Origin of the sequence: Pedobacter sp. KLB.chiD, assembly GCF_047040275.1 — a bacterium.
In the GTDB taxonomy this organism is placed as follows: Bacteria; Bacteroidota; Bacteroidia; order Sphingobacteriales; family Sphingobacteriaceae; genus Pedobacter.
The window spans coordinates 4,177,815-4,203,041 of record NZ_CP178207.1 but is presented as its reverse complement, the minus strand read 5'-3'; the positions used below and the strand labels follow the sequence as shown (position 1 = coordinate 4,203,041).

At 39.5% G+C, this 25,227-nt stretch carries 20 protein-coding genes; 8 read left to right on the top strand and 12 right to left on the bottom strand.

Annotated features, from left to right (window positions below):
* Positions 1–9: 9 nt before the first annotated feature.
* From ACK1I8_RS17220 to pdhA, 3 genes are all read right to left on the bottom strand, one after another.
* On the bottom strand, positions 10–1,788 hold the full coding sequence (locus ACK1I8_RS17220) for a DUF885 domain-containing protein (RefSeq protein ID WP_412466523.1): 1,779 nt from the start codon (positions 1,786–1,788) through the stop codon (positions 10–12).
* A 129-nt stretch (positions 1,789–1,917) separates the two neighbouring features.
* Positions 1,918–3,585 carry a 2-oxo acid dehydrogenase subunit E2 gene (locus tag ACK1I8_RS17215; protein WP_412466522.1) on the bottom strand — a complete coding sequence of 556 codons (1,668 nt, stop codon included), beginning with the start codon at positions 3,583–3,585 and terminating at the stop codon, positions 1,918–1,920.
* A 30-nt stretch (positions 3,586–3,615) separates the two neighbouring features.
* On the bottom strand, positions 3,616–4,611 hold the full coding sequence (gene pdhA, locus ACK1I8_RS17210; protein WP_293784173.1) for a pyruvate dehydrogenase (acetyl-transferring) E1 component subunit alpha: 996 nt from the start codon (positions 4,609–4,611) through the stop codon (positions 3,616–3,618).
* 497 nt (positions 4,612–5,108) lie between these two features.
* Here pdhA and ACK1I8_RS17205 point away from each other — a divergent pair, with 497 nt between their 5' ends.
* From ACK1I8_RS17205 to ACK1I8_RS17195, 3 genes are all read left to right on the top strand, one after another.
* Entirely contained in the window at positions 5,109–5,666 is a 558-nt protein-coding gene (locus ACK1I8_RS17205) for a C40 family peptidase (RefSeq protein WP_029274974.1), read from the top strand.
* 186 nt (positions 5,667–5,852) lie between these two features.
* Positions 5,853–6,971 carry a CapA family protein gene (locus tag ACK1I8_RS17200; protein WP_412466521.1) on the top strand — a complete coding sequence of 373 codons (1,119 nt, stop codon included), beginning with the start codon at positions 5,853–5,855 and terminating at the stop codon, positions 6,969–6,971.
* A 44-nt stretch (positions 6,972–7,015) separates the two neighbouring features.
* Positions 7,016–7,198 (top strand): hypothetical protein, encoded by a 183-nt coding sequence (locus tag ACK1I8_RS17195; protein WP_412466520.1) that lies wholly within the window; start codon positions 7,016–7,018, stop codon positions 7,196–7,198.
* 69 nt (positions 7,199–7,267) lie between these two features.
* Here the strand turns inward: ACK1I8_RS17195 and ACK1I8_RS17190 are convergent, their stop codons facing one another.
* Positions 7,268–7,453 carry a hypothetical protein gene (locus ACK1I8_RS17190; protein ID WP_412466519.1) on the bottom strand — a complete coding sequence of 62 codons (186 nt, stop codon included), beginning with the start codon at positions 7,451–7,453 and terminating at the stop codon, positions 7,268–7,270.
* A gap of 361 nt (positions 7,454–7,814) precedes the next feature.
* Between ACK1I8_RS17190 and ACK1I8_RS17185 the strand changes: the two genes are divergently transcribed.
* Complete coding sequence (locus ACK1I8_RS17185; RefSeq protein WP_412466518.1) at positions 7,815–9,224, top strand: hypothetical protein; 1,410 nt, start codon at positions 7,815–7,817, stop codon at positions 9,222–9,224.
* A gap of 97 nt (positions 9,225–9,321) precedes the next feature.
* Here ACK1I8_RS17185 and ACK1I8_RS17180 read toward each other — a convergent pair whose 3' ends face one another.
* Complete coding sequence (locus ACK1I8_RS17180; protein WP_412466517.1) at positions 9,322–11,364, bottom strand: M13 family metallopeptidase; 2,043 nt, start codon at positions 11,362–11,364, stop codon at positions 9,322–9,324.
* A 161-nt stretch (positions 11,365–11,525) separates the two neighbouring features.
* On the opposite strand from ACK1I8_RS17180, the gene ACK1I8_RS17175 reads away from it, so the two are divergent.
* The 3 genes from ACK1I8_RS17175 (at position 11,526) to ACK1I8_RS17165 (ending at position 14,478) form a co-directional block, all read left to right on the top strand.
* Positions 11,526–12,458, top strand: coding sequence for an SPFH domain-containing protein (locus ACK1I8_RS17175; protein WP_412466516.1), 933 nt, complete (start codon positions 11,526–11,528; stop codon positions 12,456–12,458).
* Positions 12,459–12,655: 197 nt separating this feature from the next.
* The gene (locus ACK1I8_RS17170; protein ID WP_412466515.1) at positions 12,656–13,549 is read left to right on the top strand and encodes an SDR family oxidoreductase; all 894 of its coding nucleotides are present in this window, start codon (positions 12,656–12,658) and stop codon (positions 13,547–13,549) included.
* An 8-nt stretch (positions 13,550–13,557) separates the two neighbouring features.
* Positions 13,558–14,478 carry a helix-turn-helix domain-containing protein gene (locus ACK1I8_RS17165; protein WP_412466514.1) on the top strand — a complete coding sequence of 307 codons (921 nt, stop codon included), beginning with the start codon at positions 13,558–13,560 and terminating at the stop codon, positions 14,476–14,478.
* 63 nt (positions 14,479–14,541) lie between these two features.
* On the opposite strand, the gene ACK1I8_RS17160 is transcribed toward ACK1I8_RS17165, so the two are convergent.
* From ACK1I8_RS17160 to ACK1I8_RS17145, 4 genes are all read right to left on the bottom strand, one after another.
* The gene (locus ACK1I8_RS17160) at positions 14,542–16,731 is read right to left on the bottom strand and encodes a carboxy terminal-processing peptidase (protein ID WP_412466513.1); all 2,190 of its coding nucleotides are present in this window, start codon (positions 16,729–16,731) and stop codon (positions 14,542–14,544) included.
* Positions 16,732–16,975: 244 nt separating this feature from the next.
* A complete protein-coding gene (locus ACK1I8_RS17155; RefSeq protein WP_412466512.1) occupies positions 16,976–17,662 on the bottom strand; it encodes a hypothetical protein in 687 nt (228 codons plus the stop codon).
* A 29-nt stretch (positions 17,663–17,691) separates the two neighbouring features.
* Entirely contained in the window at positions 17,692–18,534 is an 843-nt protein-coding gene (locus ACK1I8_RS17150; protein WP_412466511.1) for an isoaspartyl peptidase/L-asparaginase, read from the bottom strand.
* An 86-nt stretch (positions 18,535–18,620) separates the two neighbouring features.
* Positions 18,621–19,520, bottom strand: a complete 900-nt coding sequence (locus ACK1I8_RS17145; RefSeq protein ID WP_412466510.1) for a cyanophycinase — start codon at positions 19,518–19,520, stop codon at positions 18,621–18,623.
* A 271-nt stretch (positions 19,521–19,791) separates the two neighbouring features.
* Between ACK1I8_RS17145 and cphA the strand changes: the two genes are divergently transcribed.
* Positions 19,792–22,407, top strand: a complete 2,616-nt coding sequence (gene cphA / locus ACK1I8_RS17140; RefSeq protein WP_412466509.1) for a cyanophycin synthetase — start codon at positions 19,792–19,794, stop codon at positions 22,405–22,407.
* 175 nt (positions 22,408–22,582) lie between these two features.
* On the opposite strand, the gene ACK1I8_RS17135 is transcribed toward cphA, so the two are convergent.
* The 3 genes from ACK1I8_RS17135 to ACK1I8_RS17125 all read right to left on the bottom strand — a co-directional run bounded on the left by ACK1I8_RS17135 (position 22,583) and on the right by ACK1I8_RS17125 (position 25,201).
* Entirely contained in the window at positions 22,583–23,038 is a 456-nt protein-coding gene (locus tag ACK1I8_RS17135) for a PA2169 family four-helix-bundle protein (protein WP_412466508.1), read from the bottom strand.
* A 126-nt stretch (positions 23,039–23,164) separates the two neighbouring features.
* Entirely contained in the window at positions 23,165–24,082 is a 918-nt protein-coding gene (locus tag ACK1I8_RS17130) for a sugar transferase (RefSeq protein ID WP_412466507.1), read from the bottom strand.
* Positions 24,083–24,439: 357 nt separating this feature from the next.
* Positions 24,440–25,201, bottom strand: a complete 762-nt coding sequence (locus ACK1I8_RS17125) for a class I SAM-dependent methyltransferase (RefSeq protein ID WP_412466506.1) — start codon at positions 25,199–25,201, stop codon at positions 24,440–24,442.
* Positions 25,202–25,227 lie beyond the last annotated feature (26 nt).

Here is a 25,227-nt window from a genome sequence, read left to right as displayed (position 1 = left end):
AAGGATAAATTACTTTTGGCTTGCAGCCCATGCATCCATTTTAGTTTCAAAAACAGATAAAGGTAATGATCCATCTTTTAAAACCGCCGTATGAAAGGCTGCCAACTTAAACTTCGGACCTAATTCTTTTTCATATTTAGCCCTCAATTCTCTTATTTTCATTGCACCGGTTTTGTAGCCTAAAGCTTGTGCAGGGATACCCATATACCGTTCAATTTCTGCAGTGGCACCTTCGGTGCTGATGGCCTCATGATCTGTCATGTATTTGATAGCTTCCTCCCTGCTCATGTTTTTGGTATGTATGGCTACGTCTACTACCAAACGGATGGCCCTATGCATTTCATCACCCAATGCGCCCATATGCTGATAAGGATCCTGATAAAGCCCTAATTCTTTTCCCAGCGATTCGCAATAAAGTGCCCAACCTTCTACATAGGCATTATGCCCCCCAAAACGGCGAAAATTTGGTAACGACTTATTCTCTTGCGTTAACGAAATCTGGTAGTGGTGGCCTGGAATGGCTTCATGAAGAAACAGCGATTCCATACCCGAAGTGGTGTTAAATGTTTCCGCGTCTAAAATAGGTACATAAAATATCCCCGGACGTGATCCGTCTGCCGAACCCTGATTATATTCAGCACTGGCTGATGCAGCCCTGAATGCTTCTGTTTGTCGGATTTCGAAAGGGGTTTTAGGTTCAACCTCAAACATCTTTTTCAAATTCGGTTTCATTCGTTGGTGGATATTTTCAAAAGCAGCCAGCACTTCTTGCGCTGTTTTAAATGGCATGAACTTTTTATCCGTTTTCATGTATTCGAAAAAAGCTTTTAAATCGCCTTTAAAACCTACCAGATTTTTGATGCTGTCCATCTGCCCTTTTATCCGGGCAACCTCTTTTAAGCCGGTCTGATAGATCTCTTCGGGCGTCTTATTAGTGGTAGTTTGTTGCTTTACCAGGTAAGTGTACCAGGCCAATCCGCCAGGCATAGCAGCATAACCTGAAGTCGTGCGACTTTTTGGCAGGTATTCCCTTTGCAGGTAATCACCTAGTTTCTGATAAGTAGGAATGATGACATTAATGATCGAACTGCGATAGGCGGCGGTCAATTTTTCTCTATCTGATGCAGAAAAACTTTTAGGCATTAACTTAACCGGGCCGTAGAACAAGCTTTCTTCAGGTTTGGCCACCACCATACTTCGCATCTGAGGGATCATTTTTATCACCAGTGCTTTTGGCAATACAATCCCTGCGGCGGCACCCTTTTTAAAATTTCCGATGGCCGTATCGGCCCACACCGAAAATGCATCAACCCGTTTTAACCAATCTTCGTAATTTTTTACTGTTTTAAAAGGTTGTGCCCCTGTACCCGAACCCAATTGCCCCATCGTTAAGGGTAATGCAAACATCTGGTTAAATGGGAGATATTCGGAATGGTATTTTAATCCTTCCAGGTTAATTTCCAGTTGATCTTTCAGGTAGTCGTAAGATAATTTATCATTTGCGTCAAGGCCTTCCCGGTCATATTTACCCAAGCTATCCAGATAACGCTGATTGTAACTTTTAAACGCTTTTAAATACGCTTGCGACCCATCGTTTGCCAGCAGATCGTTATAACGCTCGTCTCCAATATAGGTGGCACTTAAAGGGCTTATTTTTAATCCATCCTGATAATATTGCTCACAAAGTGCCGCGAAGGCTTTGTTTGCTGCGCCATTATCAGGACTATTTTGTTGCTTACAGGAAAGCATTGCAGCAATGCAGGCAGCAAAAAGATATATCTTTTTCATTTAGTTTGGATTTTTGGTCTTTGTTCAAAAATAGGAAATTAAGCCACTATTTACTAAAGTCTTAAATGCAAAAAAGCCACCCTTTTCAGGATGGCTTTTAATATATAGTCAGTGTGAACTGAAAATCGATTATGCTAATAACCTGATCGGCTCTTCTAATAAACCTTTTAAGGTTTGTAAGAAAGCTGCTCCGGTTGCACCATCAACCACACGGTGATCGCAACCTAAAGTCAATTTCATTACATTACCAGGAACAACGGCGCCATTTTTAACCACAGGTACCTGTTGGATCGCACCTACTGATAAAATTGCACCATCAGGAGAGTTGATAATGGATGTAAACTCATCAATACCGAACATACCTAAGTTTGAAACAGTAAAGGTAGAGCCTTCCCAATCTGCTGGCTGTAATTTCTTGGCTTTTGCTTTAGCACCATATTCTTTTACTTCAGCGGAAATGTGGGATAAAGATTTGCCATCAGCGAAACGCACAACCGGTACCAATAAACCATCTTCAACTGCCATGGCTACACCAATGTTGGTATGTTCGTTAAATCTGATTTTATCGCCACCCCATGATGAGTTAACAGCAGGATGCTGTTTTAAGGCAACAGCAACTGCTTTGATTACGATGTCATTGAAAGAAACTTTAACCGGAGCAACGGCATTGATTGCAGTACGTGCAGTCATGGCGTTGTCCATATCAATACTGATGGTTAAGTAGAAATGTGGTGCAGTGAATAAACTTTCGCCTAAACGTTTTGCAATCACCTTGCGCATCTGCGATATTGGTTTTTCGGTATATTTTTCCTCGCCAACATAAGTCGGGATTACCGGTGCTGCCTTCTCAGCAGATGGAGCTGCACTTGTTTCTGCTTTTGCAGGAGCCGCTGAAGGCTTAAAGTTTTCGATATCTTTTTTAATGATACGGCCGCCTTCTGCGCTACCCGAAACCTGCGATAAATCAATGCCTTTATCTTTAGCTATTTTTTTAGCTAAAGGAGAAGCTTTTACACGGCTATCTGAAGTATTTTCTGCAACAGGAGCAGACGCACTGGCATCAGCACTTGCAGCTTGTTTTTCTTCTTTTGGAGCTTCGCTTTCAGCTTTAGGAGCAGGAGCTGAGCCACCGGCCAAAATTCCGCTTACGTCAGTCCCTTCAGGACCAACAATAGCGATAATTCCGTTTACTTTGGCTGCCTGGCCTTTTTCTACACCAATATGCAATAAAGTTCCGGTTGCATACCCCATTACTTCCATAGTAGCCTTATCGGTTTCTACATCAGCAAGTACATCGTCATCCTTAACTTTATCACCAACTTTTTTATGCCATTCGGCAATTACGCCTTCGGTCATGGTATCGCTCAATAAAGGCATGCGGATAACGGTAACGCCTTTAGCCGCCAGTTCTTCTTCACTTAAGCCTCCGCCTTGAGCAGGGGCAGCTTCTTCTTTTTTATCTTCTGCTTTCGGAGCATCGTCTTTGCTTTCAGTTTTCGGACTTGCCGACTCCTGATTTCCTGACTTTTCTGCTTCTAAAGCCGCTTTATAATCTTCGCCTTCTTTACCGATAACGGCCATGATGGCATCAACGGGAACAGCCTGGCCTTCTTCTACACCAACGTATAAAAGGGTACCATCCCAATAAGATTCCATATCCATTGTTGCCTTGTCAGTTTCTACTTCTGCCAAAACATCGCCGCTTTTCACTTTATCGCCCACTTTTTTATGCCACTTCGCCAAAACCCCTTCGGTCATGGTGTCGCTCATTTTGGGCATTTTAATTACATCAGCCATTATATCTAATTAATTGAAATCTTATTAATATTAATCCATTACGTAAGGATAGTCCTCCTGCATATATACATCTTTGTATAATTCAGATGCATCAGGCCAAGGAGATTCTTCAGCAAATTTTACTGCCTGATCTACAATTCCTTTTACTTTAGCTTCTACTTCTTCAATCCAGGCCTGATCTGCATATTTTTCTTTCAAAATAGTTTCTCTGGCTAATTCAACAGGATCTTTAGCTTTATAATCTTCTAATTCTTCTTTAGTACGGTATTTTGCAGGATCTGACATGGAGTGACCACGGTAGCGGTAAGTTCTCATTTCTAAGAAAGTAGGTCCTTCTCCTTTACGCGCACGTTGGATGGCTTCGTCCATAGCATTGTGTACCGCAACCGGATCCATACCGTCAACTGGTGCACATGGCATATCGAAACCTAAACCTATTTTATAAATATCGGTCATGTTAGTGGTACGTTGTACTGAGGTACCCATGGCATAACCATTGTTTTCGCAAACAAAAATAACAGGCAATTTCCAAAGCATAGCCATGTTAAAGGTTTCGTTTAATGCACCCTGGCGCACAGCACCATCGCCCATGTAGCAAATGTTTACATTATCAGTTCCTTTATATTTTTCTGCAAAAGCAACGCCGGCACCCAATGGAATCTGACCGCCAACAATCGCATGGCCACCGTAGAAGTTATGTTCTTTACTGAACATGTGCATTGAACCACCTTTACCTTTAGAGCAACCTGTAGCTTTACCGTACATTTCTGCCATAATACTATCAGCACTAACTCCTAAAGCTAAGGCATGAGCATGATCACGGTAAGTTGTAATCATGGAATCACCTTTTTGCATCGCAGATATTGCACCTGCAACTACAGCTTCTTGTCCAATGTATAAATGACAAAAGCCACGTATTTTTTGTTGTCCGTATAACTGGCCAGTTTTTTCTTCGAATTTGCGCATCAGCAACATCGACTCGAACCACTTTAACCAGGTATCTTTATTTATTTCTACTGCACTCATTTTAGGGTATTTGTTTTTTTGCGACAGCAAATCTAATTTTTTTATTGCAATTTTTGACACTTTTTAATGTAAAAACGTCATACTATTAGGGTTATAATCAGATTTAACAGTTGTTTTACAATTAAATGTAAAGTCCTGTCATTAATATTGATTTAATATCGATTTTTTATAATTAAATCAAATCCCTTTATCATAATATGGAATCAATTTATTCTGAAATTTAATTCTGTATATATGCTTATATCCATAATTTAAAAATAAGGGATTTTTATGATTAACAGAAGAATTTAAGATCAGGCATTTTAGAAAAAGCAGGCATTTTTCTCCGAAAATTTTAATCGGAACCGGTGGATAAAAAACAAAAATGTTGATAACTTTCACTTTTTCTAAGATTACATTTGGATAACATTTGTATAATTAATACTTTTGGCAACCAACAATAAGCCCATGTGGTGTACGTTAATGTGTAAGTGAATACCCAAACATAACTGTATAACATGATTAAAAAATTTTTGTTTTCTACTCTAATTGCTATCTGCACGCTCTCAGCCGCATTTGCGCAGACAAAAACAAAAGAATCTGGTAAAGAATTAAATGATCCCGATAACCTTGCATCGCAATATTTTTCGCAGGTAATGGGTGTAGCGGTAGATGCAACTTCAAATTTAAAACTGTACAAGTTTATTTACGAATGGATCGGGACGCCATATAGTTACGGTGGAAACACCAAAAGAGGTATCGATTGTTCGGCTTTTACCAAAGCCATTTACGATAAAGTTTTCAACACTACCATCAGAAGAAATTCACGCGATATTTTTAGCATGGTAGATCCATTATCAAAAGAAGATTTAAAGGAAGGCGATTTGGTTTTCTTCAAAATAAAAAGCAGAAGCATTTCGCATGTAGGTATTTACCTGGGCGATAACAGGTTTGCACATGCATCAAGTTCTCGTGGAGTGGTCATCAGCAACCTTAACGAGCCTTATTACAGCCGTTACTTTTATAAAGGTGGCCGTGTTTTAGAGTCGTTTAAGAAAGAATTTACAGTAGAATAGTTCAGTTGGCAATAAACAGTTAACGGTTGCCTAAATAAAGAATACAATCCTCCTAAAGAAATTTCGGAGGATTTTTTGTTTAATCATTGTTTTAACAACATTCAGTTCCTTTATGTATCATCATCCTGATCCCATAGCTATCGGATTTATTTCTGGATCTTTCTTGCGATAAAAGTGATCAACCAAATGCCCTCTACAAAACACCTCATGAAGCTCATCAATACCATTTTAATCTTACCCTTCGTTGTTATAATCCTGATCAGTTGCACGAGCAATAATGCCCAGGTTACAGCGCCTATAGCCAGGCAGGATACAATAATCAGGAAAATTAAGGATACGATTTCCATTACCGCGGTAGGCGATATTATGCTCGGCTCTGCTTTTCCTACCAAAGCCAACCTCCCTCCTGACGATGCTGTAAACAGTTTCGAGGCCGTTGATGACTTCTTAAATGGAGATATTGTTTTTGGAAATTTAGAGGGCTGTTTTCTGAACTCAGGCCATTCGAACAAATGTAATGGCATTAATCCGAATAACTGTTATGCTTTTAGAATGCCGGAGCGATACGCGGGCATATATAAAGATGCAGGATTTAACGTGCTGAGCATTGCCAATAACCATGTTGGCGATTTTGATGCAAGGGGAAGAAAAAATACCGCAAGGATTTTAGATTCGCTACAGATTCATTACGCCGGGCAGGTGAACAAACCTTTTGAAGTTTTTGAAAAAGATAGCATAAAGTATGCATTCTGTGCTTTTGCACCGAATGAAAATACTGTATCAATTAATAAGATTGATAGTGCGAAGGCCCTGGTTTCCCGTTTAAAGCAAATGGCCGATATTGTGGTTGTTTCTTTTCATGGGGGAGGTGAAGGTGCAAGATTTGAGCACGTTCCGCGTAAGAACGAGATTTTTTATAACGAGAACAGAGGAAATGTGTATGCCTTTGCACATGCGGTTATTGATGCCGGCGCTGATGTGGTGTTGGGGCATGGTCCACACGTAACCCGGGCGGTTGAAGTTTATAAAAATAAATTCATTGCTTACAGTTTAGGTAATTTTTGTACCTATGGGATGTTCAGTTTAAAAGGCAATAACGGTATTGCACCCTTGCTTCAGCTAAAAATAGATGCAAAAGGCGATTTTCTATATGCCGATGTTGTATCGATTCAACAGGATAAAATTAACCGTTTAACTCTCGACGATAACCATAGGGCCTTTAAGCGCATGAAAGAACTGACGGATCTTGATTTTATTGGTCACCAGTTAAGATTTGCCGATAATAGGATCACTTTAAAAGATTAATCTTCTGCGACATCAAATTCAAATTATTTCAGAATATTTGTCGTATGAAAACAGGATTAATACTTCATTATATAATAGGTATTGCTGCGGCAATTTTAGTGTTGGCAGCAGCTTACTACATCAACCAAAATCCTAAAAACTTATTATCTGCAGGGATTATTATCCTGGCGGGTTGTTTAGTTGCCTTTAGCCAGTATCAGATCATCAGACAAAAGAAAAAACAGTAACATTACTGCGTTGGATGCTAACAGCTAAATTAAATTCTGGTGTGCCAATATTCAGGATGAAAGCTTGATCTAGCTTTCATCCTTAGTATTTTTTACCAGGCCAATGCCGGATACAAAGAAAATTAATCCGATTATTCCATAAACCATCAATCCCCTGTTGTTTTGACTGTGGTTAACAAAGCCATATCCGGCATAAATTAGGCCGATAATTCCTAAAATGGTTAATATTGTTCCAAAGGTTCGTTTTACATTCATGATCTGTTTTTAACATCAAACACGGAATTCAAACTTTTTGTTTGATGAATTTTACGGAGTAGTTTCTATTTTTGTTAAATCGTAATATTTAAATTACAATAATGTCTTGATAATCCGAAAGACTAACTTTAGTTATCATCCACCTAAAAACAGGTGGATTAAATTTTAATTTTATGCCTAAAACGTTTTATTAAAACCAGATATATCACTTTTATCATTTTGTGAATAGAGAACAGCAGGGGAAACACAATTACTTAATTTAAGGAATCAACTCAACCTAAATATTAACCCCAATGAAATAGATTGTGATCTTACTAACCACTTTCAGAGATCCCTTCTAACATTAAAACAATCTAAACAGATGAAAAACAAACGGATTATCCTGTTGGGCATGCTGATTTTTGCAGCTTTGCTCGCTTGTTCCAAAAAAGGACTGGAAGAATCTCAACCTGCAATGACAAAAAATGCCATGGCAAATGTAAACAACACCCTGCTTGCCGATCCTCCGCTTACCTGGCAGGAACATTGGTTTGATCATGTGCAGGTATTGCAACGGTTTTACCATGATACGAGCATTGTAGTTTACCACGATAATGATGTAAGCAGTACGGTTACCTGGCCCAATACGTATTTAGCTCAGGTTTGGAATTACACCAAAAGTAAATATGGATCGTTTGGTACAGACTCCCGCTTATGGGCCATTTTTCATACCGGAAAATATAGCGGTGGGCATCCCAGCACTTACATGGATGCCAGCCACGATTACCGAAATGTAATCGATGTGGGATCCTTGAGCACAAGTGCCTGGCTCAGCGGGACAGGGAACGATCTGGATCTTACCACACATGAAGTGGGGCATATTGTAGAAGGTGCTTCGCGCAATGTACTGAATTCGCCTGCCTTTGGTATCTGGCACGATAGTAAATGGATGGAAATTTACATTTACGATGTTTACATTGGTCTTAACCGTTCGGCTGATGTGCAACGTTGGTATAATCTGGTTGCCAATGGATCGGAAAGCTATCCACGTGCGCAAACGTATTGGTTTAGAGACTGGTTTTTCCCTATCTACTCGCAACAGGGCGATGCTTCTTCTCTAAATAGGTATTTCAGCCTGCTGGCACAGCATTTTCCTAAACAAACTGTAAATAACGGACAAACCAATATACAGCGCTTTTCGAGATCAATGAATTATGGCGAGTTTATCCACTTTTGGAGCGGCGCAACAGGGATGGATTTAAAGCCGCTTGCCTTAAGCGCTTTTGGTAACCTGGATGAGCAAGGCAATGATTGGGTGGCACAGCTGAATGCGGCAAAAACCGCCTTTCCCGGTGTAACCTACCTGAAAGATATCAGCAGCCAGGCAGTTGTGAGTGTGAGTAACGAAAATGCTGGCGGTGCTGCTGCAGCTGAAGGTTCTGCTAAACTTTCTGATAGTTATTATAATACCAAGTTCTTTTTGGGAGCATACCCTAACACTTTTTGGGCACAACTCACTTTTCCTGGCAGTCAGGTAGTAAAAGGATATACTATTACTGCAGGGAACGATGCCCCGGATCGTGATCCGAAAAGCTGGAAACTTATGGGATCTAACGATGGTACGAATTATACTCAACTCGATATCCGTAGTAACGAAACTTTTGGCTTAAGAAGGCAAACAAAAAAAATGTTGATTTCAAACAATACTGCATACAAATATTATAAGCTCTTTATTACTGCCAATAATGGGAGCGTAGATTTGCAATTCAGTGAGTGGAGGTTGTTGCAATAATATCAGCTGCAAAACAAAACTGGTCCCGGAATTTAAGAGTTGATCAATTCCGGGATCATAATTTGCAAACGTATATGTTAAAATTATACTTTTAAATTTACCAAACACCTAACCGGTCTGCAGGCGCAATATACATTTTTGCGGTTGCAGGAATGTTAAACGCTTTATAAAATGCCTCCATGTTATACACCGGTCCGTTCACGCGGAACATTTCCGGGCTATGTGGATCTGTTTTTAGCCTTACACGCATGCTTTCATCCCGGGTTTTAATTCGCCATACTTGGGCAAAACTTAAAAAGAAGCGTTGATCAGGTGTAAAACCATCAATCTTTTGATCACCTTTTCCTTGTGGTGTGAGTTTAAAGGCATCATATGCAATATTCAATCCTCCTATATCGGCCAGGTTTTCGCCCAAAGTTAATGAGCCGTTTACATGCTGATTGTCTAATAGCGAGAAGTTATTGTAAAATTTTTCTACTTTACCGGCCTTCACTTTAAATTGATCAGCATCGGCTTTGGTCCACCATTCTTTTAAATTGCCCATTGCGTCATATTGGCGGCCCTGATCGTCGAAACCGTGTGTCATCTCATGACCAATCACTGCACCAATTGCACCATAGTTAATAGCATCATCTGCGCTAAAATCAAAGAAAGGAAATTGTAAAATTCCGGCCGGGAAAACAATTTCGTTGAAAGATGGATTGTAATAGGCATTAACAGTAGGTGGCGTCATGCCCCACTCTGTTTTATCTACATCTTTCCCCAGCTTATCCATCATTTCTTTGTAGGCGTGTTTACTTGCCGACCGGAGGTTTGCATAATAGGTGTTTTTAGAAATCTCCACATCATCATATTTTTTCCATTTATCAGGATAACCAATTTTTTTGATAAAGGAATTTAGTTTTTCCAAAGCTTTCTTTTTGGTTTCTGGCGTCATCCAATCTACCTTCTGGATTCTTTCTGCATATACTTTCTGTAGGTTGTTTACTAAGGTTAACATCCGTTCTTTAGCCTCTGGTTTGAAATATTTTTCGGCATATAACTGGCCTAAAAGCTCGCCTAAATTATGATCGGTGGCATTTACAATGGCTTTCCATCTTTCTGTAGGCGCTTGTTGACCATAGAGGGTTTTAGCGAAAAAATCAAATTTAGCATCTCTGAATTTTTTGGTAAAAGCATTGGCCGATTCGTTCAGGGCATCAAATTTTAATTTTTCTTTCCAGATTTCTGTAGGTTGATTTTTTAATAGGACCGATAAGGTTTGGTAATATTTTGGCTGCCTGATGATAACGGTATCCGTACTTGCGCCCAGTTTGGTTAGAATAGATTTCCAATCCATGTTTGGGGTTAATTTTTGAAAATCAGCCACGGTCATTTTGTGATAGTTTTTCTCTGGATCGCGTAGTTGAACGGGTGTTGAATGAGATTGCGCAATAGCGGTTTCCAGTTTTAAAATATCGGCAGCATATTTAGCTGCGTTTGCAGCATCGCCAGAAAGGCTAAAGATTTTTGTAATGTATTTGATATATTCGGCTCTGATTTTTTTTGCTTTTTCATCCTGCTCGAGATAATAACTGCAATCCGGCAAGGTAATGCCAGCCTGCCTAAATGACAACGCGTTTTTAGTGCTTAATTTATCATCTGGTTCAACGCCGAAGCCCAGTAAATCACCTTCACCATTCTTATAGCCTTCTGCAATAAAATTGATTAAATCTTGATCGTCTTTAATCTTATCTATTTTATTTAAAAGCGGCTTTATGGGTTCGATACCCAGCTTTTCGATGGTTAGGGTATCCATCCCACTGGTATAAAAATCACCCACTTTCTGTTCGGCACTTCCTTTCACTGCCTTAGCTTTTGAAGCATCTTCGAGAATGTTTCTCAGATTCTTCAGGTTATCATTATATAAAGTATAAAAAGAACCCCAACCGGTTTCGGTTTTAGGAATTTCGGTGTTTTTCATCCATTTGCCGTTAGCATAAAGGAAAAAATTATCACCAGGTTTTACTGTGGTATCCATGCCGGCCTTATCAAAAAAAACGGTACGTATATTTACCATATCGGTTTCCTGATGGTTTTTATTCTGGCAGGCTGCAAATAGCAAAATGCCTGCCGCGGGAAGAAATAATTTAATCTTCATCTGTATAAATTTGTTTTTAAGTGATCAGATATTCACCCCGTTGTGCGGTTTGAAAAATCATGACGGTCTCTATTGATATAAGTTCGTTAGAAAAACTTAAAGCTACAAAATGCCTGGTGTAGTTTGTATGAATTTTTATACCTTCATAAAAAAATCTAATTATGCAATACACCGTTTATATTTTAGTGGCCATAGGAGTTATTATACTGCTAAGCTCTTTTGTTACCGTTAAACAGGGCACAATTGCTGTCGTTACCGTTTTTGGTAAATACCAGAGGCTTTTAAGACCAGGTTTAAATTTTAAAATTCCTTTAATAGAGCAGATTTATTCCCGGATATCGATCCAAAACCGCTCGGTAGAACTTTCTTTTCAGGCCGTTACACAAGACCAGGCCAATGTTTACTTCAAGGCCATGCTGCTTTATTCTGTAATAAATCAGGATGAAGAAACCATCAAGAATGTAGCATTTAAATTTGTTGATGCCACTAACCTGATGCAAGCATTAATCAGAACGATTGAAGGTTCCATCAGGGCATATGTAGCTACTCAAAAACAGGCTAATGTATTGGCCCAGCGAAATGAGATTGTGCTTCATGTCAAAGAACAGATTGATCAGGTGTTGGATGGATGGGGTTACCATCTTCAGGATCTTCAGTTGAACGATATTACTTTTGATGAAGAAATTATGCGCTCCATGAGTCGAGTGGTGGCATCAAATAACTTAAAGGCAGCAGCTGAAAACGAAGGCCAGGCGTTATTGATTACCAAAACCAAAGCTGCAGAGGCGGATGGTAATGCAATCAAAATTGCAGCCACAGCTGAACGTGAGGCTGCACAACTTCGCGGACAGGGAATAGCGTTGTTTAGGGAAGAGGTTGCAAAAGGTATGACCAATGCCGCGCATGAAATGCAACAGGCAAATTTGGATACTTCGGTCATTTTGTTTACCATGTGGACAGAGGCTATTAAACAATTTGCAGAATACGGCGAAGGTAATATCATTTTCTTAGATGGCAGTACCGAGGGAATGAACAAAACCATGAAAGAGATGATGGCAATGCAGCTGAATCAGAGTCCTCCGAAGAAGGCCTAGAAGTATTTTTATCCTGAAAGACTGTTGCAAAGCGTAGCAGTCTTTTTTTATATTAATTGTTCGTTTTGGCTAAATGAAGAATTGATTAGCCTAAATTGTTTCCATAAAATTAATTGAATTTTGAGTGATAATAACATGCGATTTATGTTAATCGGCAGGTAATTATTGTACACTATTTAAAAATTAAATTAATCAGGATGAAAGTTTTTGTCACAGGTGCAACCGGATTTGTCGGTTCGGCCGTAGTAAAAGAATTAATTAGCGCAGGTTATGAGGTGTTAGGTTTGGCAAGGAATGAGGTAGCTGAAAAAGCACTTGTACTTGCCGGAGCCGAAGTACATAGAGGGGATTTGGAAGACTTACAGCGTTTACAGGAGGGCGCCAGATTAGCTGATGGTATTATCCACACGGGCTTTATTCATGATTTTTCCCGATTTGCAGCGGTTTGTGAAATTGACAGACTTGCCATAGAAGCCATTGGGAACTCGATTGCAGGAACCAATAAACCCTTTATTGTAACTTCCGGAACGCTTATGGTTAATCCTGGTATATTGGCCACGGAAGATATGCTGCCCGATTATAATGGTGTAAATCCCAGACTTGCTTCTGAAAAGGCTGTTGATCTACTTGCTGCTCAGGATATTCGTGTATCGGTAGTTCGTTTGTCGCCATCTGTACATGGTGAAGGCGATTATCATGGCTTCGTACCCATGCTGATTAGTATCGCCCGAAAAACGGGTTTTTCAGGTTACATCGGCGATGGAGAAAACCGGTGGACAGGTATCCATCGGCTTGATGCTGCAAAACTTTACAGGTTGGCTTTGGAACAAGCTACGCCAGGAGCACGTTTTCATGGGGTAGCTGAAGAATCGATTCCCCTTAAAGCAATAGCAGAGGCCATTGGCGAAAAGCTCGGTTTACCTGTTGTTTCTATAGCTAAAAGCGAGGCAACAGCACATTTTGATTGGTTTGAACATTTCGTAGCAGTAGATGGGCCGGCTTCGGGGCGTCTAACCAGAGCACTTTTAAATTGGAAACCTCAATATTCCAGTTTGCTTGAAGATTTGGAAGAGGGCATTTATTTTAAGTAAATTGTATCGTGGAACTTTCAAACCGTTACCGTTTTAAAACAATATCAGCCTACCATAAACTTGCCGGATTGCCTCAACCAGGCCATCCGTTAGTTAGTGTCGTTAATATGGCAGACGTTAATATGCCATTCGATGGCGGATTAAAAACTATAATTTTTGATTTTTACTCCATCTCACTCAAACGGGTTCCTGATGCGAAAATTAAATACGGGCAGCAAATCAGTGATTTTGACAACGGTGTGTTATTTTTTATGGCTCCCGGACAGGTTTTTACAGTCGAAATTGATAAGGATAAAACGCATCGCCCAACGGGCTGGATGATACTTTTCCATGCCGACTTACTTTGGCACACTCATTTAGCTAAAGCAATCAAGGATTATGACTTCTTTAATTACTCGCTGTTTGAGGCATTACATGTTTCTGAAAATGAAGAAGCTGTACTTAATTCGATCGCCAAATTGGTGGAAAATGAAACCAATAACAATATCGATCATTTTACTCAAAATGTTGTAATAGCGCAAATAGAACTTCTTCTTAACTATGCACAACGTTATTACGGCCGTCAGTTTATTACGCGTAAAACAATCAATAACCAGCTGCTCGATCGACTGGAGCATGTTGTTAAAAATTATTTTCTACATGATCATCCTGGTAACAGGGGCTTACCAACTGTAACTTATATTGCCGAAATGCTCAACGTTTCGCCAGGATATCTATCCGGATTGTTGAAAACGCTTATCGGACAAAACACGCAACAATATTTGCATCAAAAAGTAATTGATTTGGCAAAGGAAAAGCTTTCTACAACTGATCTTTCGGTTAGTGAAATTGCTTATGCCCTTGGCTTCGAACATTTACAATCCTTTACGAAGCTGTTCAAATTGAAAACAACCCTTACACCTTCAGCATTCAGACAATCGTTTAACTGAAAGTGATAAAAAAAAGCGAGCTATCTGAATAAAGATAGCTCGCTCTGTATAAAATTTCTTTTATTAAAGTTTCGACGGTGTTATACCCAGATTCATCACATAATTTCCTGATTGCTGCATAAAATCTCCCATTACCTTTAGCGATTCATCCTCAATAAAATCGAAGGCATCCTGCTTGGTAACTTTAGCTCCTTTTTTAAGGGCTGGCAGTCCTCTTAAGGCCCTTAATTCATTTTGTCTGGCAAGGGTTTTTGCCTCCTGTGCATCACGCTCTGCTTTCAGTTTGGCCTCATTTAAAGTTACAGAAACTTCGTTATCACGTTTTTTAAGGTCTGCAACATCTTGTTTCAGGTATTTAAAATCCAGTGAGTTTGCAACACGTTGCTCGCTATTTTTAATCAATTGTGCCTTAACAGCACTCAAATTGGCCACTGCTTTAAAGTTAGAACTTTGAATCACATCCCATGGCAAAGCAGATGGTTCGGTATCTTCTCCAATTTTGTCCATTGGGTAAATAGAAGGGAAAACAACATCAGGAGTTACGCCTTTGTGCTGTGTACTGCTACCGGCAACACGGTAAAATTTAGCCATGGTTAAATTGATCTGGCCTAAATTAATATCAGCAGGGTTGGCGCTGCTAGGAGAAGTTCCAATGGTTTTATCTTTAGAAATTAATCCAGCTACTCTTTGCAGCATGCTTGGATTTACCAGTTTATTTAAATCGATTGAAGATTGTACGGTGCCTTTGCCATAAGTTTGGCTACCCATAATAATTCCGCGTCCGTAATCTTGTATAGCGCCTGCAAAAATTTCTGATGCCGATGCACTTAAGCGGTCTACCATCACACCAAACGGACCATCCCAGGCCACACCACTATTTTCATCTTCATCTACCTCAATCTTACCGCGTAAATCTTTTACCTGCACAACAGGACCCCTATCGATAAATAATCCTGTTAATGATATGGCTTCAACTAATGAACCCCCGCCGTTTCCACGTAAATCCATTACAATGGCATTGACCTTATCGTAGGTTTTTAACGAGTCGATTAATTTTTTAACATCTCGGGTGGTACTTTTGTAGTTTTTGTCGCCTGCATTTGCAGCTTTAAAATCTGCATAAAATGCTGGTAAGGTAATAATCCCGATTTTATATTCTTTACCGTTACTGTTAATGGTTTTAACTTTCTTTTTGGCAGATGTTTCTTCCAAAACAATTCGGTCACGAACCAATTCTATAATTACTGGTTTCGATGACATTTCTTTGCCTACAGGAATGACTTTTAAACGCACTTTGGTCCCTTTAGGGCCTTTTATTTTGGCAACAGTGTTATCTAATCTCCATCCCACAACATCCACAAACTCTCCATCGCCCTGAGCTACTGCAATAATACGGTCGCCGGCACTCAGCTGTTTGCCCTTGAACGCAGGTCCGCCGGCAATAATTTCAGAAATTTTAACTACTTCATTTTCTAATTGTAAACGGGCTCCAATACCTTCGAAAGAACGGGACATATCTTCGTTAAATGCTGCGGCATTGCTTGGATTAAAGTAATTGGTATGCGGATCGATGGATTCAGTAAAAGCATCCATCAAAATTTGGAAAACATCTTGATTATTGGTTTTTGATGTTTGCGATTGTAAGTTCTTATAGCGTTTAGTCAGCGTTTCTACATTCTTTGCTTCGGCGGTACCGGCTAAATTCAGGTTAATCAGTTCGTATTTAACCCGTTTTTTCCAGTTATCATTTAAAGCTGTCGAAGAGGTTGCCCATGGCTGTTTCTCTCTGTCGTAAACATAAGTGTCGTTTTGGTTAAAATCAAACTTGGTTTTAATCTGCGCCAGTGAGTAGTTGAAATATTCATTAAGTCTTTTAGCATAAACATTATAAATGAAAAATGGTCCACTCAGGTCGCCATTTTTGAAATCATCATCTAAAGTATATCTGTATTTCTCAAATTCCTTGATATCCGAAGCGAGGAAGTAATTTCTACCCGGATCTAGAGATTTGATATACCGGTCTAAAACGATCGAGGAAATAGAATCGTTGATCTTAGCTTTTTTGTAATTATAACTCTCGATCAAATTTACAACTTCCCTGATAACAAGTTGCTGCTGCTCATCTGGTTTCACATTGGTAACCCCCTCAACCATCGGCTGAGTTTTAGGGGCAGCATGACAAGCAAGTACTGCCGCAGTAAAAATTACAAAAAATATCCTCTTTAACATTTCTTTAAATGATTTAAAATCCATTTTCAATTCTATATAGCCAATATGATACCATTTTAGCAAAAAAACAAAAAAGAGACAGCATTATTACCGTCTCTTGTTAAAATTTTATCAAATCTAACTAAAAGCACTTTATTTAACAATTGCTTATGTAGAACGTTGAGTATTATTTTTTGTTTTATCTATACCCAACTTTGTTTAGTTACAACCTCTGGCAGGTTATATTGTAAATAAATAAAGAGAATTTATAGAAGAATATGCTGCTTAATTAGCTTGGGTTTACCTTTTTGCCGGTTTTATTGGCGATCATCTCCCTGGCATCTTTAATCTGGGTTTTATATTGATTGGTTTTGATGGAGTTGGCTAACCATTCGGCCGATTTAAGATCTCTCAGCGCGAGTGTAAAATCCTTCTTTTTAATTTTGACCTGAACAATACCGAGAATTGATTCGATATAAGCATTGTTGCTTTTTAATTGTTTTGCCAGGATACCTTGCTGGGTATAGAACCACATGGATTGTGTATATTTGGTATTGGCCAGATAAACCTTGCCCAATAGGTTATAGGTATTCATTATTCCCGCCCTGTTCCCGGTTTTAGAGTAATTTTTTAATGCTACGTTTAAAAGAATCTGTTCAGCATCTGCGAAACGGCCAAGTTGATAGTGCATATTGCTCATCTTGATAACGGCCAGGCCATACCTATTGAAATTTTTTACGGAATTATATTCAAAAGCTGCCTTGCCAAATAAGGTGAGGGCCTCATTGTAATCGCCTTTTCGCTCAAAATCTTCTGCTTCCTGAAAAAAAGAATTTCCATCTTCCAGTTCAAACTTAGATACAGCAATACTGATCGCACTACCATTAGGTTCCTGGATCTCAGATTTATCCAGATTTTGAGCTTGTAGTTGTAATGATACAAAAAGGCCAATTAAAGCCAATACAATTTTGGTCATGCAACAAAAATAATACTTTAAATCTAATTTCAGCTAAATACCTGTAAATTAACATCAAAAGATGCCCAAACCATGTAAGGGTGCGAGTCGCAATGATAAATTTCACCGGTTGCAGAAATACCTACCATACCGGCAAAGCCGTCAAAAGCTTTAAGTTCTGCAAAAGATTTATCTGATGCATCTTTTAAAGAAAAACCATCGGTAACGCGGGTTACAATCTTCGCAGCCAAAGCGCCACTTACAATATCCTCACCTACTCCGGTACAGGAAATACCCGCATATTGGTTGGCATAGTTCCCGGCAACAGTTGCCGAATCGCTCACCCGGCAAGGAATTTCAAATCCTTTGCCACCAGTAGATGTTGCTGCTGCTAAGTTGCCGTTTGCATCAAGTGCTACGCAGCCTACCGTTCCTTTATTGTTCTTTTGGTTTAACTTAGCTTCGTATTCTGATTGGCGCTGTAGGGTAATGGGATTAAAATGCCCAAATCCCTTTGTTCTGGCAAATTGCCGGGCACCATCACCACTAAGTACGCGGTCATCATATGCAAGTAGTTCCTGTGCAATATGTATAGGATTTTTTACGTCTTCCACATTAATTACACCGCTAAATTTCTCAGTTTTGCCATCCATCAGGGCCGCACTCAACCTTACTTTTCCATCACTTTGGATCTGCGAACCTATACCTGCATTAAACAATTCGTTATCTTCCAGAAGTGCAACAGTATAAACAACGGTTTCTAAAGCGGTATGCGTTTTCAGATACTCGTGCCCAAGGGTAACAATTGAAGCCAGGGCATCTTGTTTAGCTTTTTTTGTTTCCTGGTTGGTAGACGATTCGCTGAAGAAACCGCCGTGTATGATGAGTTTCATTTTTTGAGTATTGTAGTATTAAGTAGCAAGTATCAAGTATCAAGATTGAGCAAGTCCTAACTGAAAATTGTGCACTGTTAACTGAATTACGCTACAGGTACAACCTTTGGATGATGGATTACTAAGCTATGGTCTGTTAGATCGTAAACGTCACCATCGCACATTACATGTACCACCATGTTTTTAATGGAAACAGGCTGCCCCATTTCTACATCGGTTAAATTGGTATCGGCCATGGTGCGGCCATCTACTAAAATGACCATTCCGGAGCCTATGGCTTCCATTTTATGGCCATCAGAAATGAATAGCCCAGTGTCTTCACCAAGTCCGATCCCCAAAATACCGGGATTACTGGCTGCAGCATATAACAATCGGCCAATCCTGCCGCGCTGAACAAAATGAGTATCTACAATAACATCGTCAATAAAGCCTAATCCTCCGGTAATTTTAACCTCTCCCTTAAGCAAGGCATCTTTACTGCTGCCCTGATAAATCATATTTTTGGAGCTTGCCGCAGCTCCGGCTGAAGTACCTGCAATGACCACAGGTTCGTTCCTATATTTTTCTAACAGGATCTGATGGGTTTTAGTGCCGCCGAAGATGGAAGAAAGACGGAGCTGATCGCCACCGGTAAAGATAATTACTTCTGCAGCTTTGATACGCTCGTAATTTTCATCAGAATTGGCTTCTTCGCGATTGGTAATATTAAGCACACCAACATTATGTACATCTAATTGTGCGTAAGCTTTAATATATTCTTCACCAACTTTTTCGGGCATTAATGAGGCTGTGGTGATGATTTCGAAACGGGATTGGGTATCTTTTAATGATTCTGTAGTAATCCGTTTTAAAATTCCACGCTCGAAAAAATTCATATTTTCAGGCAGTCCAAATTGCGTTTCTGCAAAGCTACCTGTATTTATTGCGCCACCAATGATGATGAGTTTACCTTTCGGAACCATTCTTTGTGTATTATAGTGTATCAAAAAACCCAAATATATAGGCTTAAGATAAAAAACACGACTTTTTTTGTCAAGAATTTCAATTTATTAACAAAAAGTTAAAACATCATAATCTAAAATTAACCGGATTGTACTTGAAAATAAAACAAATACAGCTTAAAATTGATTTAGCTAAATGGAACGTCTATTTTCAAAATAAATGCATAATTTACAGTCGTCAATTTCAATCTTAATATGGAGTATAAAGAGTTATTCCTAAATTCTCCTCTTTACAAAAAAACGAACAAAACATTACATGAAGATATTAAATATACAAGTATTAAGGGGGCCAAACATATGGTCTATTAACCGGAAAAAATTGATCCAGATGCGACTGGACCTGGAAGATCTGGAGCAAAAACCAACCAATGTGATAGAAGGATTTAGCGAAAGGATGGAGAAACTGTTGCCAAGCATGTTTACCCATCGTTGCTCAAAAGGTGTTGAAGGTGGCTTTTTTACACGTGTAAAAGAGGGAACCTGGATGGGACACGTAATTGAACATATTGCGCTCGAAATTCAGACGCTTGCTGGTATGGAAACCGGATTTGGCAGAACACGTATGACCAAAACCGAAGGCATTTATAATGTGGTTTTTAGTTACTTGGAAGAGAAGGTGGGTGTTTATGCTGCCGAAGCATCGGTGAGAATTGCCGAGGCTTTGATCAGCAATGAAGAGTACGATTTAGAACACGATATCCGCAGGATGAAGGAAATACGTGAATTGGAAGCCTTAGGCCCTAGTACAGGTTCGATTGTTGAGGAAGCAGTAAAAAGAAGCATTCCATGGATAAGATTGAACAAAAGTTCGTTGGTACAGTTGGGGTATGGGAAAAATCAGGTACGTTTCAGGGCCACCATGACCGAAAAAACCAGCAGTATTGCAGTAGATATTGCCAGTAATAAGGAAGAAACGAAACGTTTACTTACAGAAGCTGCTATTCCGGTAGCATCGGGAGTAACCATTTCAAATCCTGACGATCTGGAAGCTGCTGTTAAAAAGGTGGGATTCCCGCTGGTTTTTAAACCACTTGATGGCAACCATGGTAAAGGTGCAACCATTAATGTGAAAACAATGGAGGGTGCTGTGGCAGCTTTTGAATATGCCAAAACATATTCCAGAAGAGTTATTATTGAAAAATACATTACCGGATTTGATTTTCGGGTGCTGGTTATTGATCATAAAGTGGTTGCTGCGGCGCAACGCGATCCGGCACATGTAAAAGGAAATGGTATTCATACCATTCAGGAATTAATTGACAAGGAAAACGAAGATCCGCGCCGTGGTTATGGCCATGAAAATGTGCTAACCGAAATAGCTGTTGATCGTGATACGTTGGATTTGTTAGCCAAAAAAGAATATACCTTAGAAACCGTTCCGGAAAAGGGAGAGGTGGTTTATTTAAAATCGACCGCTAATTTAAGTACGGGTGGTACATCCATTGATGTTACCGATATTGTTCACCCACAGAATATTTTTATCTGCGAGAGGATTTCGAGGGTAATCGGATTGGATATCTGCGGTATCGACATTATGGCGCAGAACCTTACCCAGCCTTTGACCGAAAATGGCGGTGTGGTATTGGAAGTTAATGCTGCTCCGGGTTTCAGAATGCATTTAGCGCCGAGCGAAGGTTTGCCACGTAACGTTGCGGCACCGGTAATTGATATGTTATATCCACAGGGTAAATTATCACAGATACCGATTATTGCCGTAACCGGAACCAATGGAAAAACAACCACCACACGCTTAATTGCGCACATTATCCGCAGCAATGGCAAACGTGTAGGTTTTACCACCAGTGATGGTGTGTATGTGCATAATACCATGTTAATGAAAGGCGATACCACCGGACCGGTAAGTGCCGAATTCATTTTAAAAGACCCGACAGTAGAGTTTGCTGTGCTGGAAACTGCCCGTGGCGGAATTTTAAGGGCAGGTTTAGGATTTAATGCCTGCGATATCGGAGTGGTTACCAACATTCAGGAAGATCACCTGGGGCTTTCCGATATTCACAATCTTGACGATTTAACCCGGGTTAAAGCCGTTGTAATTGGTGCGGTACGCCGGAAAGGCTGGGCCGTATTAAATGCCGATAATGGTTATTGTGTCCGCATTGCTAAAGATGCCCGTTGCAATGTTGCTTATTTTAGCATGGATGAAAATAATCCAGTAATAAAAGAACATTGCAAAAAAGGTGGTATTGCGGCCATTTATGAAAATGGGTACATTACCATTAAAACTGGTGATTGGAAATTAAGGGTAGATAAAGCCACTCACATTCCGTTGACTTTCGGCGGATCTGTAAATTTCATGATCCAGAATGTGCTTGCTGCAACACTGGCAACTTATTTATGGGGCTATAAACCTGAAGATATCCGTTTATCATTAGAAACCTTTATTCCTTCTGCGGCGCATACACCAGGTAGAATGAATGTTTTCAGGTTCAAAGATTTTAAAGTACTGGTTGATTTTGCGCATAATCCTGATGGATTTAATGGAGTGAAAGGTTTCTTGCAAGGTGTTGAGGCAACAGAACAGGTTGGAATTATTTCCGCAACAGGAGATAGAAGAGATGAGGATATTTTGGAAACTGCCCGTATTTCTGCACAGATGTTTGATAAGATTTATATCTGCCAGGAAAAATATCTTCGTGGCAGACAACAGCAGGAACTGGTTGATCTGCTGATCAAAGGGATAAAGGAAGTTGACCCTAATAAGGAGATTATTGTAAATAATAAAAGTACAGCCTGTCTGCAGACTGCCATTGAAACCGCTAAAAAGGGTTCTTACCTCACCATTTTAAGCAATACTATTGATAATACGATTCAACGTGTTACTGAACATTTGGATAAGGAATTGGAATCGTAGTTTATAGACCGATTTATTTCGTCAGATATCGTCATTCCCAACCCGATCCGATTGCTATCGGATGGGAATCGTAATACAATGAGCTTAAAGATTCCCGGTTGAGCCGGAAAGAAGGCTTCAAAAAAAAACTCCTTCGAAGATATCGAAGGAGTTTTTCCTTTTTATATTAATTCATTTAAGCCTGGGCATCACGTAATCTTTTAATTTCATCATGCGAAACTCTTAAAGCTGCTTTTTGTTCTGAAATTAATTCTCTGATATTCGAAGGGATATCTTCTGCCTCTAGAGCCATTTTATATGCATTTTGTGCGGCATCTTCACCAAATTCACAATTGTTTAAAACCGTTTTGCGGTCGTGGCCCGTAAATAGCGCTTTAACATCCATCCAGGCTCTGTAGATTTTACCGGAATTGGTGGTTCCTGTTTCAATGTCCTCGCCCAAAGCCGATACTTCTGTTGCCAAAGCCATTTTATATTTTTGACTTTCGCTGATCATATTTAAAAATAACGTTTTCAAATCAGCATCTTCATCTTTTAATTCCTGACGGGCTTTTTCGTAACCTTCAATACGATCATTATTAATTTGAATCAAATCGTTTAATACCTCTGCTGTTTCTGTTGTTGTTTTCATGTTTTTTATTTTTATAGTTTCGATGTATAAAAGCAACATGAGCAATCAAAAAAAGTTTGTCATTTTTTTCAATTGCCTACAACAGTGAGTTATATTGGCTAACAGATGAGAGATAGCAGGTTGTTATTATTTTTTGGAAAAATATTGTGTCAGCTTTTCTTTAACAAAACGCCTCATCCTTGTTACCATATTGCCTTTCCGTTTAATCAGAAAGCGTTTAATGGCCTGATAGGCAATGGGATCTTCGGCTATTACTGTTGGGAATTCAATAATTGGTTTAGGGTTGATCACGACATTATAAATGTCGTTGATTCCTGAATGTACGCCTGTACCATCATGGCCAATGTTGTTCACGAGTGATTGCGATGGATTAAGTGTAATCCCGCCTTTTAAAAAAATGGAAGCATACCATCTTATGGCCCAGCTGTTGTTTTTCCCTTTTTTAAAGTCCTGCATCTGTTTCCAGAAATTCATTTTATGATCAATGGAAAACGCAGCTCTTTTCTTTTTATCAAACTGTTTGATAAGAACATCAATATCTGGTTCGAAATTTTTCCATGCCCTTCCCCATGTGGCCCAACCCCAACTTGTGGCTGCCCTATAGAAAAACGATTGAGGAAGATCATTTGCTTTTAAGGGATACATATAAGCGCCAATATGCATCACTTTTTCTTCTTCGCTGTAGCGGTTTAAGGCTTCGTTAAAATAGTGCAAAGTATGTGGAGAAGTAATCAGGTCATCTTCAAAAACAATTACCTGACCGTATTCTTCTATAAGCTGTGTAACACCTGCAATTACAGAATTGGCTAAGCCTGCATTATGCTTTCTCTCCATAACTTTAACAGATTTAAAGCCTTTTGTTTTATTGATGATTTTCCTTACAGCAGCCACATTTTCTTCATCGCGAACGGTTTTTGCACCATCAGAAAAGATGTACAAATAGCTTTCAGCAGCCAGTTCGTTCTGTTGCAGGAATTTTAGCGTACGCTCGGTGTGCTGCGGACGGTTGTATACGAAAAGGGCGATTGGAGCAAGGTTTTGCATTTTTGTTTTATTTCTATTACCAGTTACACTTAAAATGTTCATCATCTCGACCGAAAGGAAGTGGAGAGATCATCTATCGAGATAGATGTAGGCTCTTTGTTCTCGCCTTCGTTTCAATTCGCTATCATTGACAGCTTCCAACAGTATGGTCGTCATTGCGAGGAGGAACGACGAAGCAATCTTTCCTGCTAGCGTTCTTGTTGTAAAGATTGCTTCGCCGGCTTAAAAAAAGCCTTCTCGCAATGACGATCCACAAAGAGGCTTATATATTTAAACTACCCTGTCAATCATATGGATTCGATTTCATAAAATAAATTAACCATGAAGATGAGGGTGACTTATTAATACGTTTTATCCCTAAAATATCTGCAGATCCTGATCTGATTTTTGGGTTAACACGGTATAGGCGTTGGCAAACTGTTCCTGCTTTTTCCTCCCTAATAAACTGCCTAAGGTTTTCTTTATGCGGTATTCCAGTTCTATTTTTAAATTTTTAGTAAATGTTTTAGGTGCTTTTCTATTAACAAACTCATTAAATTTTACGGTTTCGGTAGCAGTCATCGATACCTTATCTGCCAGGATTTCCAGCCCTTCGCTTTGCAGTAAAAACCTGAGCGAAGTTGGAGTGTACATGTTGATGTGGCCATAATCCAGGAAGTGTTTCATGCGTTTGTCTACATCAAAACGGTAATCTTTCGGTACTTCCACTACAATATATTTAGCTACTCGTTTTAACTCCCTGATGAGTAGCCGTTCATGCTCTACATGTTCTAAAACGTGCGCAAGGATAATCAGATCAAATGTATTATCCTGGTATGGGATTTTATAGCCATCAAAAGTTTGGGCTTCTTTCAAGCTGGAGAGGTTACGGCCTTTTATCAGGTCGACCGCACTTTGTGCAATGTCTAAAGCGTAAAGTTCTGGTGCGAAATGCCATTCATTTAAAAAATGTAAAATACTGCCGTCGCCTGCGCCAACCTCAAGCACTTTTTTTGGCTGTAAGCCTTTGCACACATCAACAATGTTCCGGGCCTTATATTTGGCTCCGAGCATCCGCCATGCCACATCGCTGTTGGCATAAAAATTATCGTAGGCTGATTTTACTTCTTCCGTTAACATTTGTGTCGTTTACTGCAAATATAACT

Bases quoted from the DNA above. Each gene is read 5' to 3' on its own strand.
- ACK1I8_RS17220 (WP_412466523.1), bottom strand. From the start codon at position 1,788: ATGAAAAAGATATATCTTTTTGCTGCCTGCATTGCTGCAATGCTTTCC.
- ACK1I8_RS17215 (WP_412466522.1), bottom strand. From the start codon at position 3,585: ATGGCTGATGTAATTAAAATGCCCAAAATGAGCGACACCATGACCGAA.
- pdhA (WP_293784173.1), bottom strand. From the start codon at position 4,611: ATGAGTGCAGTAGAAATAAATAAAGATACCTGGTTAAAGTGGTTCGAG.
- ACK1I8_RS17205 (WP_029274974.1), top strand. From the start codon at position 5,109: ATGATTAAAAAATTTTTGTTTTCTACTCTAATTGCTATCTGCACGCTC.
- ACK1I8_RS17200 (WP_412466521.1), top strand. From the start codon at position 5,853: ATGCCCTCTACAAAACACCTCATGAAGCTCATCAATACCATTTTAATC.
- ACK1I8_RS17195 (WP_412466520.1), top strand. From the start codon at position 7,016: ATGAAAACAGGATTAATACTTCATTATATAATAGGTATTGCTGCGGCA.
- ACK1I8_RS17190 (WP_412466519.1), bottom strand. From the start codon at position 7,453: ATGAATGTAAAACGAACCTTTGGAACAATATTAACCATTTTAGGAATT.
- ACK1I8_RS17185 (WP_412466518.1), top strand. From the start codon at position 7,815: ATGAAAAACAAACGGATTATCCTGTTGGGCATGCTGATTTTTGCAGCT.
- ACK1I8_RS17180 (WP_412466517.1), bottom strand. From the start codon at position 11,364: ATGAAGATTAAATTATTTCTTCCCGCGGCAGGCATTTTGCTATTTGCA.
- ACK1I8_RS17175 (WP_412466516.1), top strand. From the start codon at position 11,526: ATGCAATACACCGTTTATATTTTAGTGGCCATAGGAGTTATTATACTG.
- ACK1I8_RS17170 (WP_412466515.1), top strand. From the start codon at position 12,656: ATGAAAGTTTTTGTCACAGGTGCAACCGGATTTGTCGGTTCGGCCGTA.
- ACK1I8_RS17160 (WP_412466513.1), bottom strand. From the start codon at position 16,731: ATGGATTTTAAATCATTTAAAGAAATGTTAAAGAGGATATTTTTTGTA.
- ACK1I8_RS17155 (WP_412466512.1), bottom strand. From the start codon at position 17,662: ATGACCAAAATTGTATTGGCTTTAATTGGCCTTTTTGTATCATTACAA.
- ACK1I8_RS17150 (WP_412466511.1), bottom strand. From the start codon at position 18,534: ATGAAACTCATCATACACGGCGGTTTCTTCAGCGAATCGTCTACCAAC.
- cphA (WP_412466509.1), top strand. From the start codon at position 19,792: ATGAAGATATTAAATATACAAGTATTAAGGGGGCCAAACATATGGTCT.
- ACK1I8_RS17135 (WP_412466508.1), bottom strand. From the start codon at position 23,038: ATGAAAACAACAACAGAAACAGCAGAGGTATTAAACGATTTGATTCAA.
- ACK1I8_RS17130 (WP_412466507.1), bottom strand. From the start codon at position 24,082: ATGCAAAACCTTGCTCCAATCGCCCTTTTCGTATACAACCGTCCGCAG.
- ACK1I8_RS17125 (WP_412466506.1), bottom strand. From the start codon at position 25,201: ATGTTAACGGAAGAAGTAAAATCAGCCTACGATAATTTTTATGCCAAC.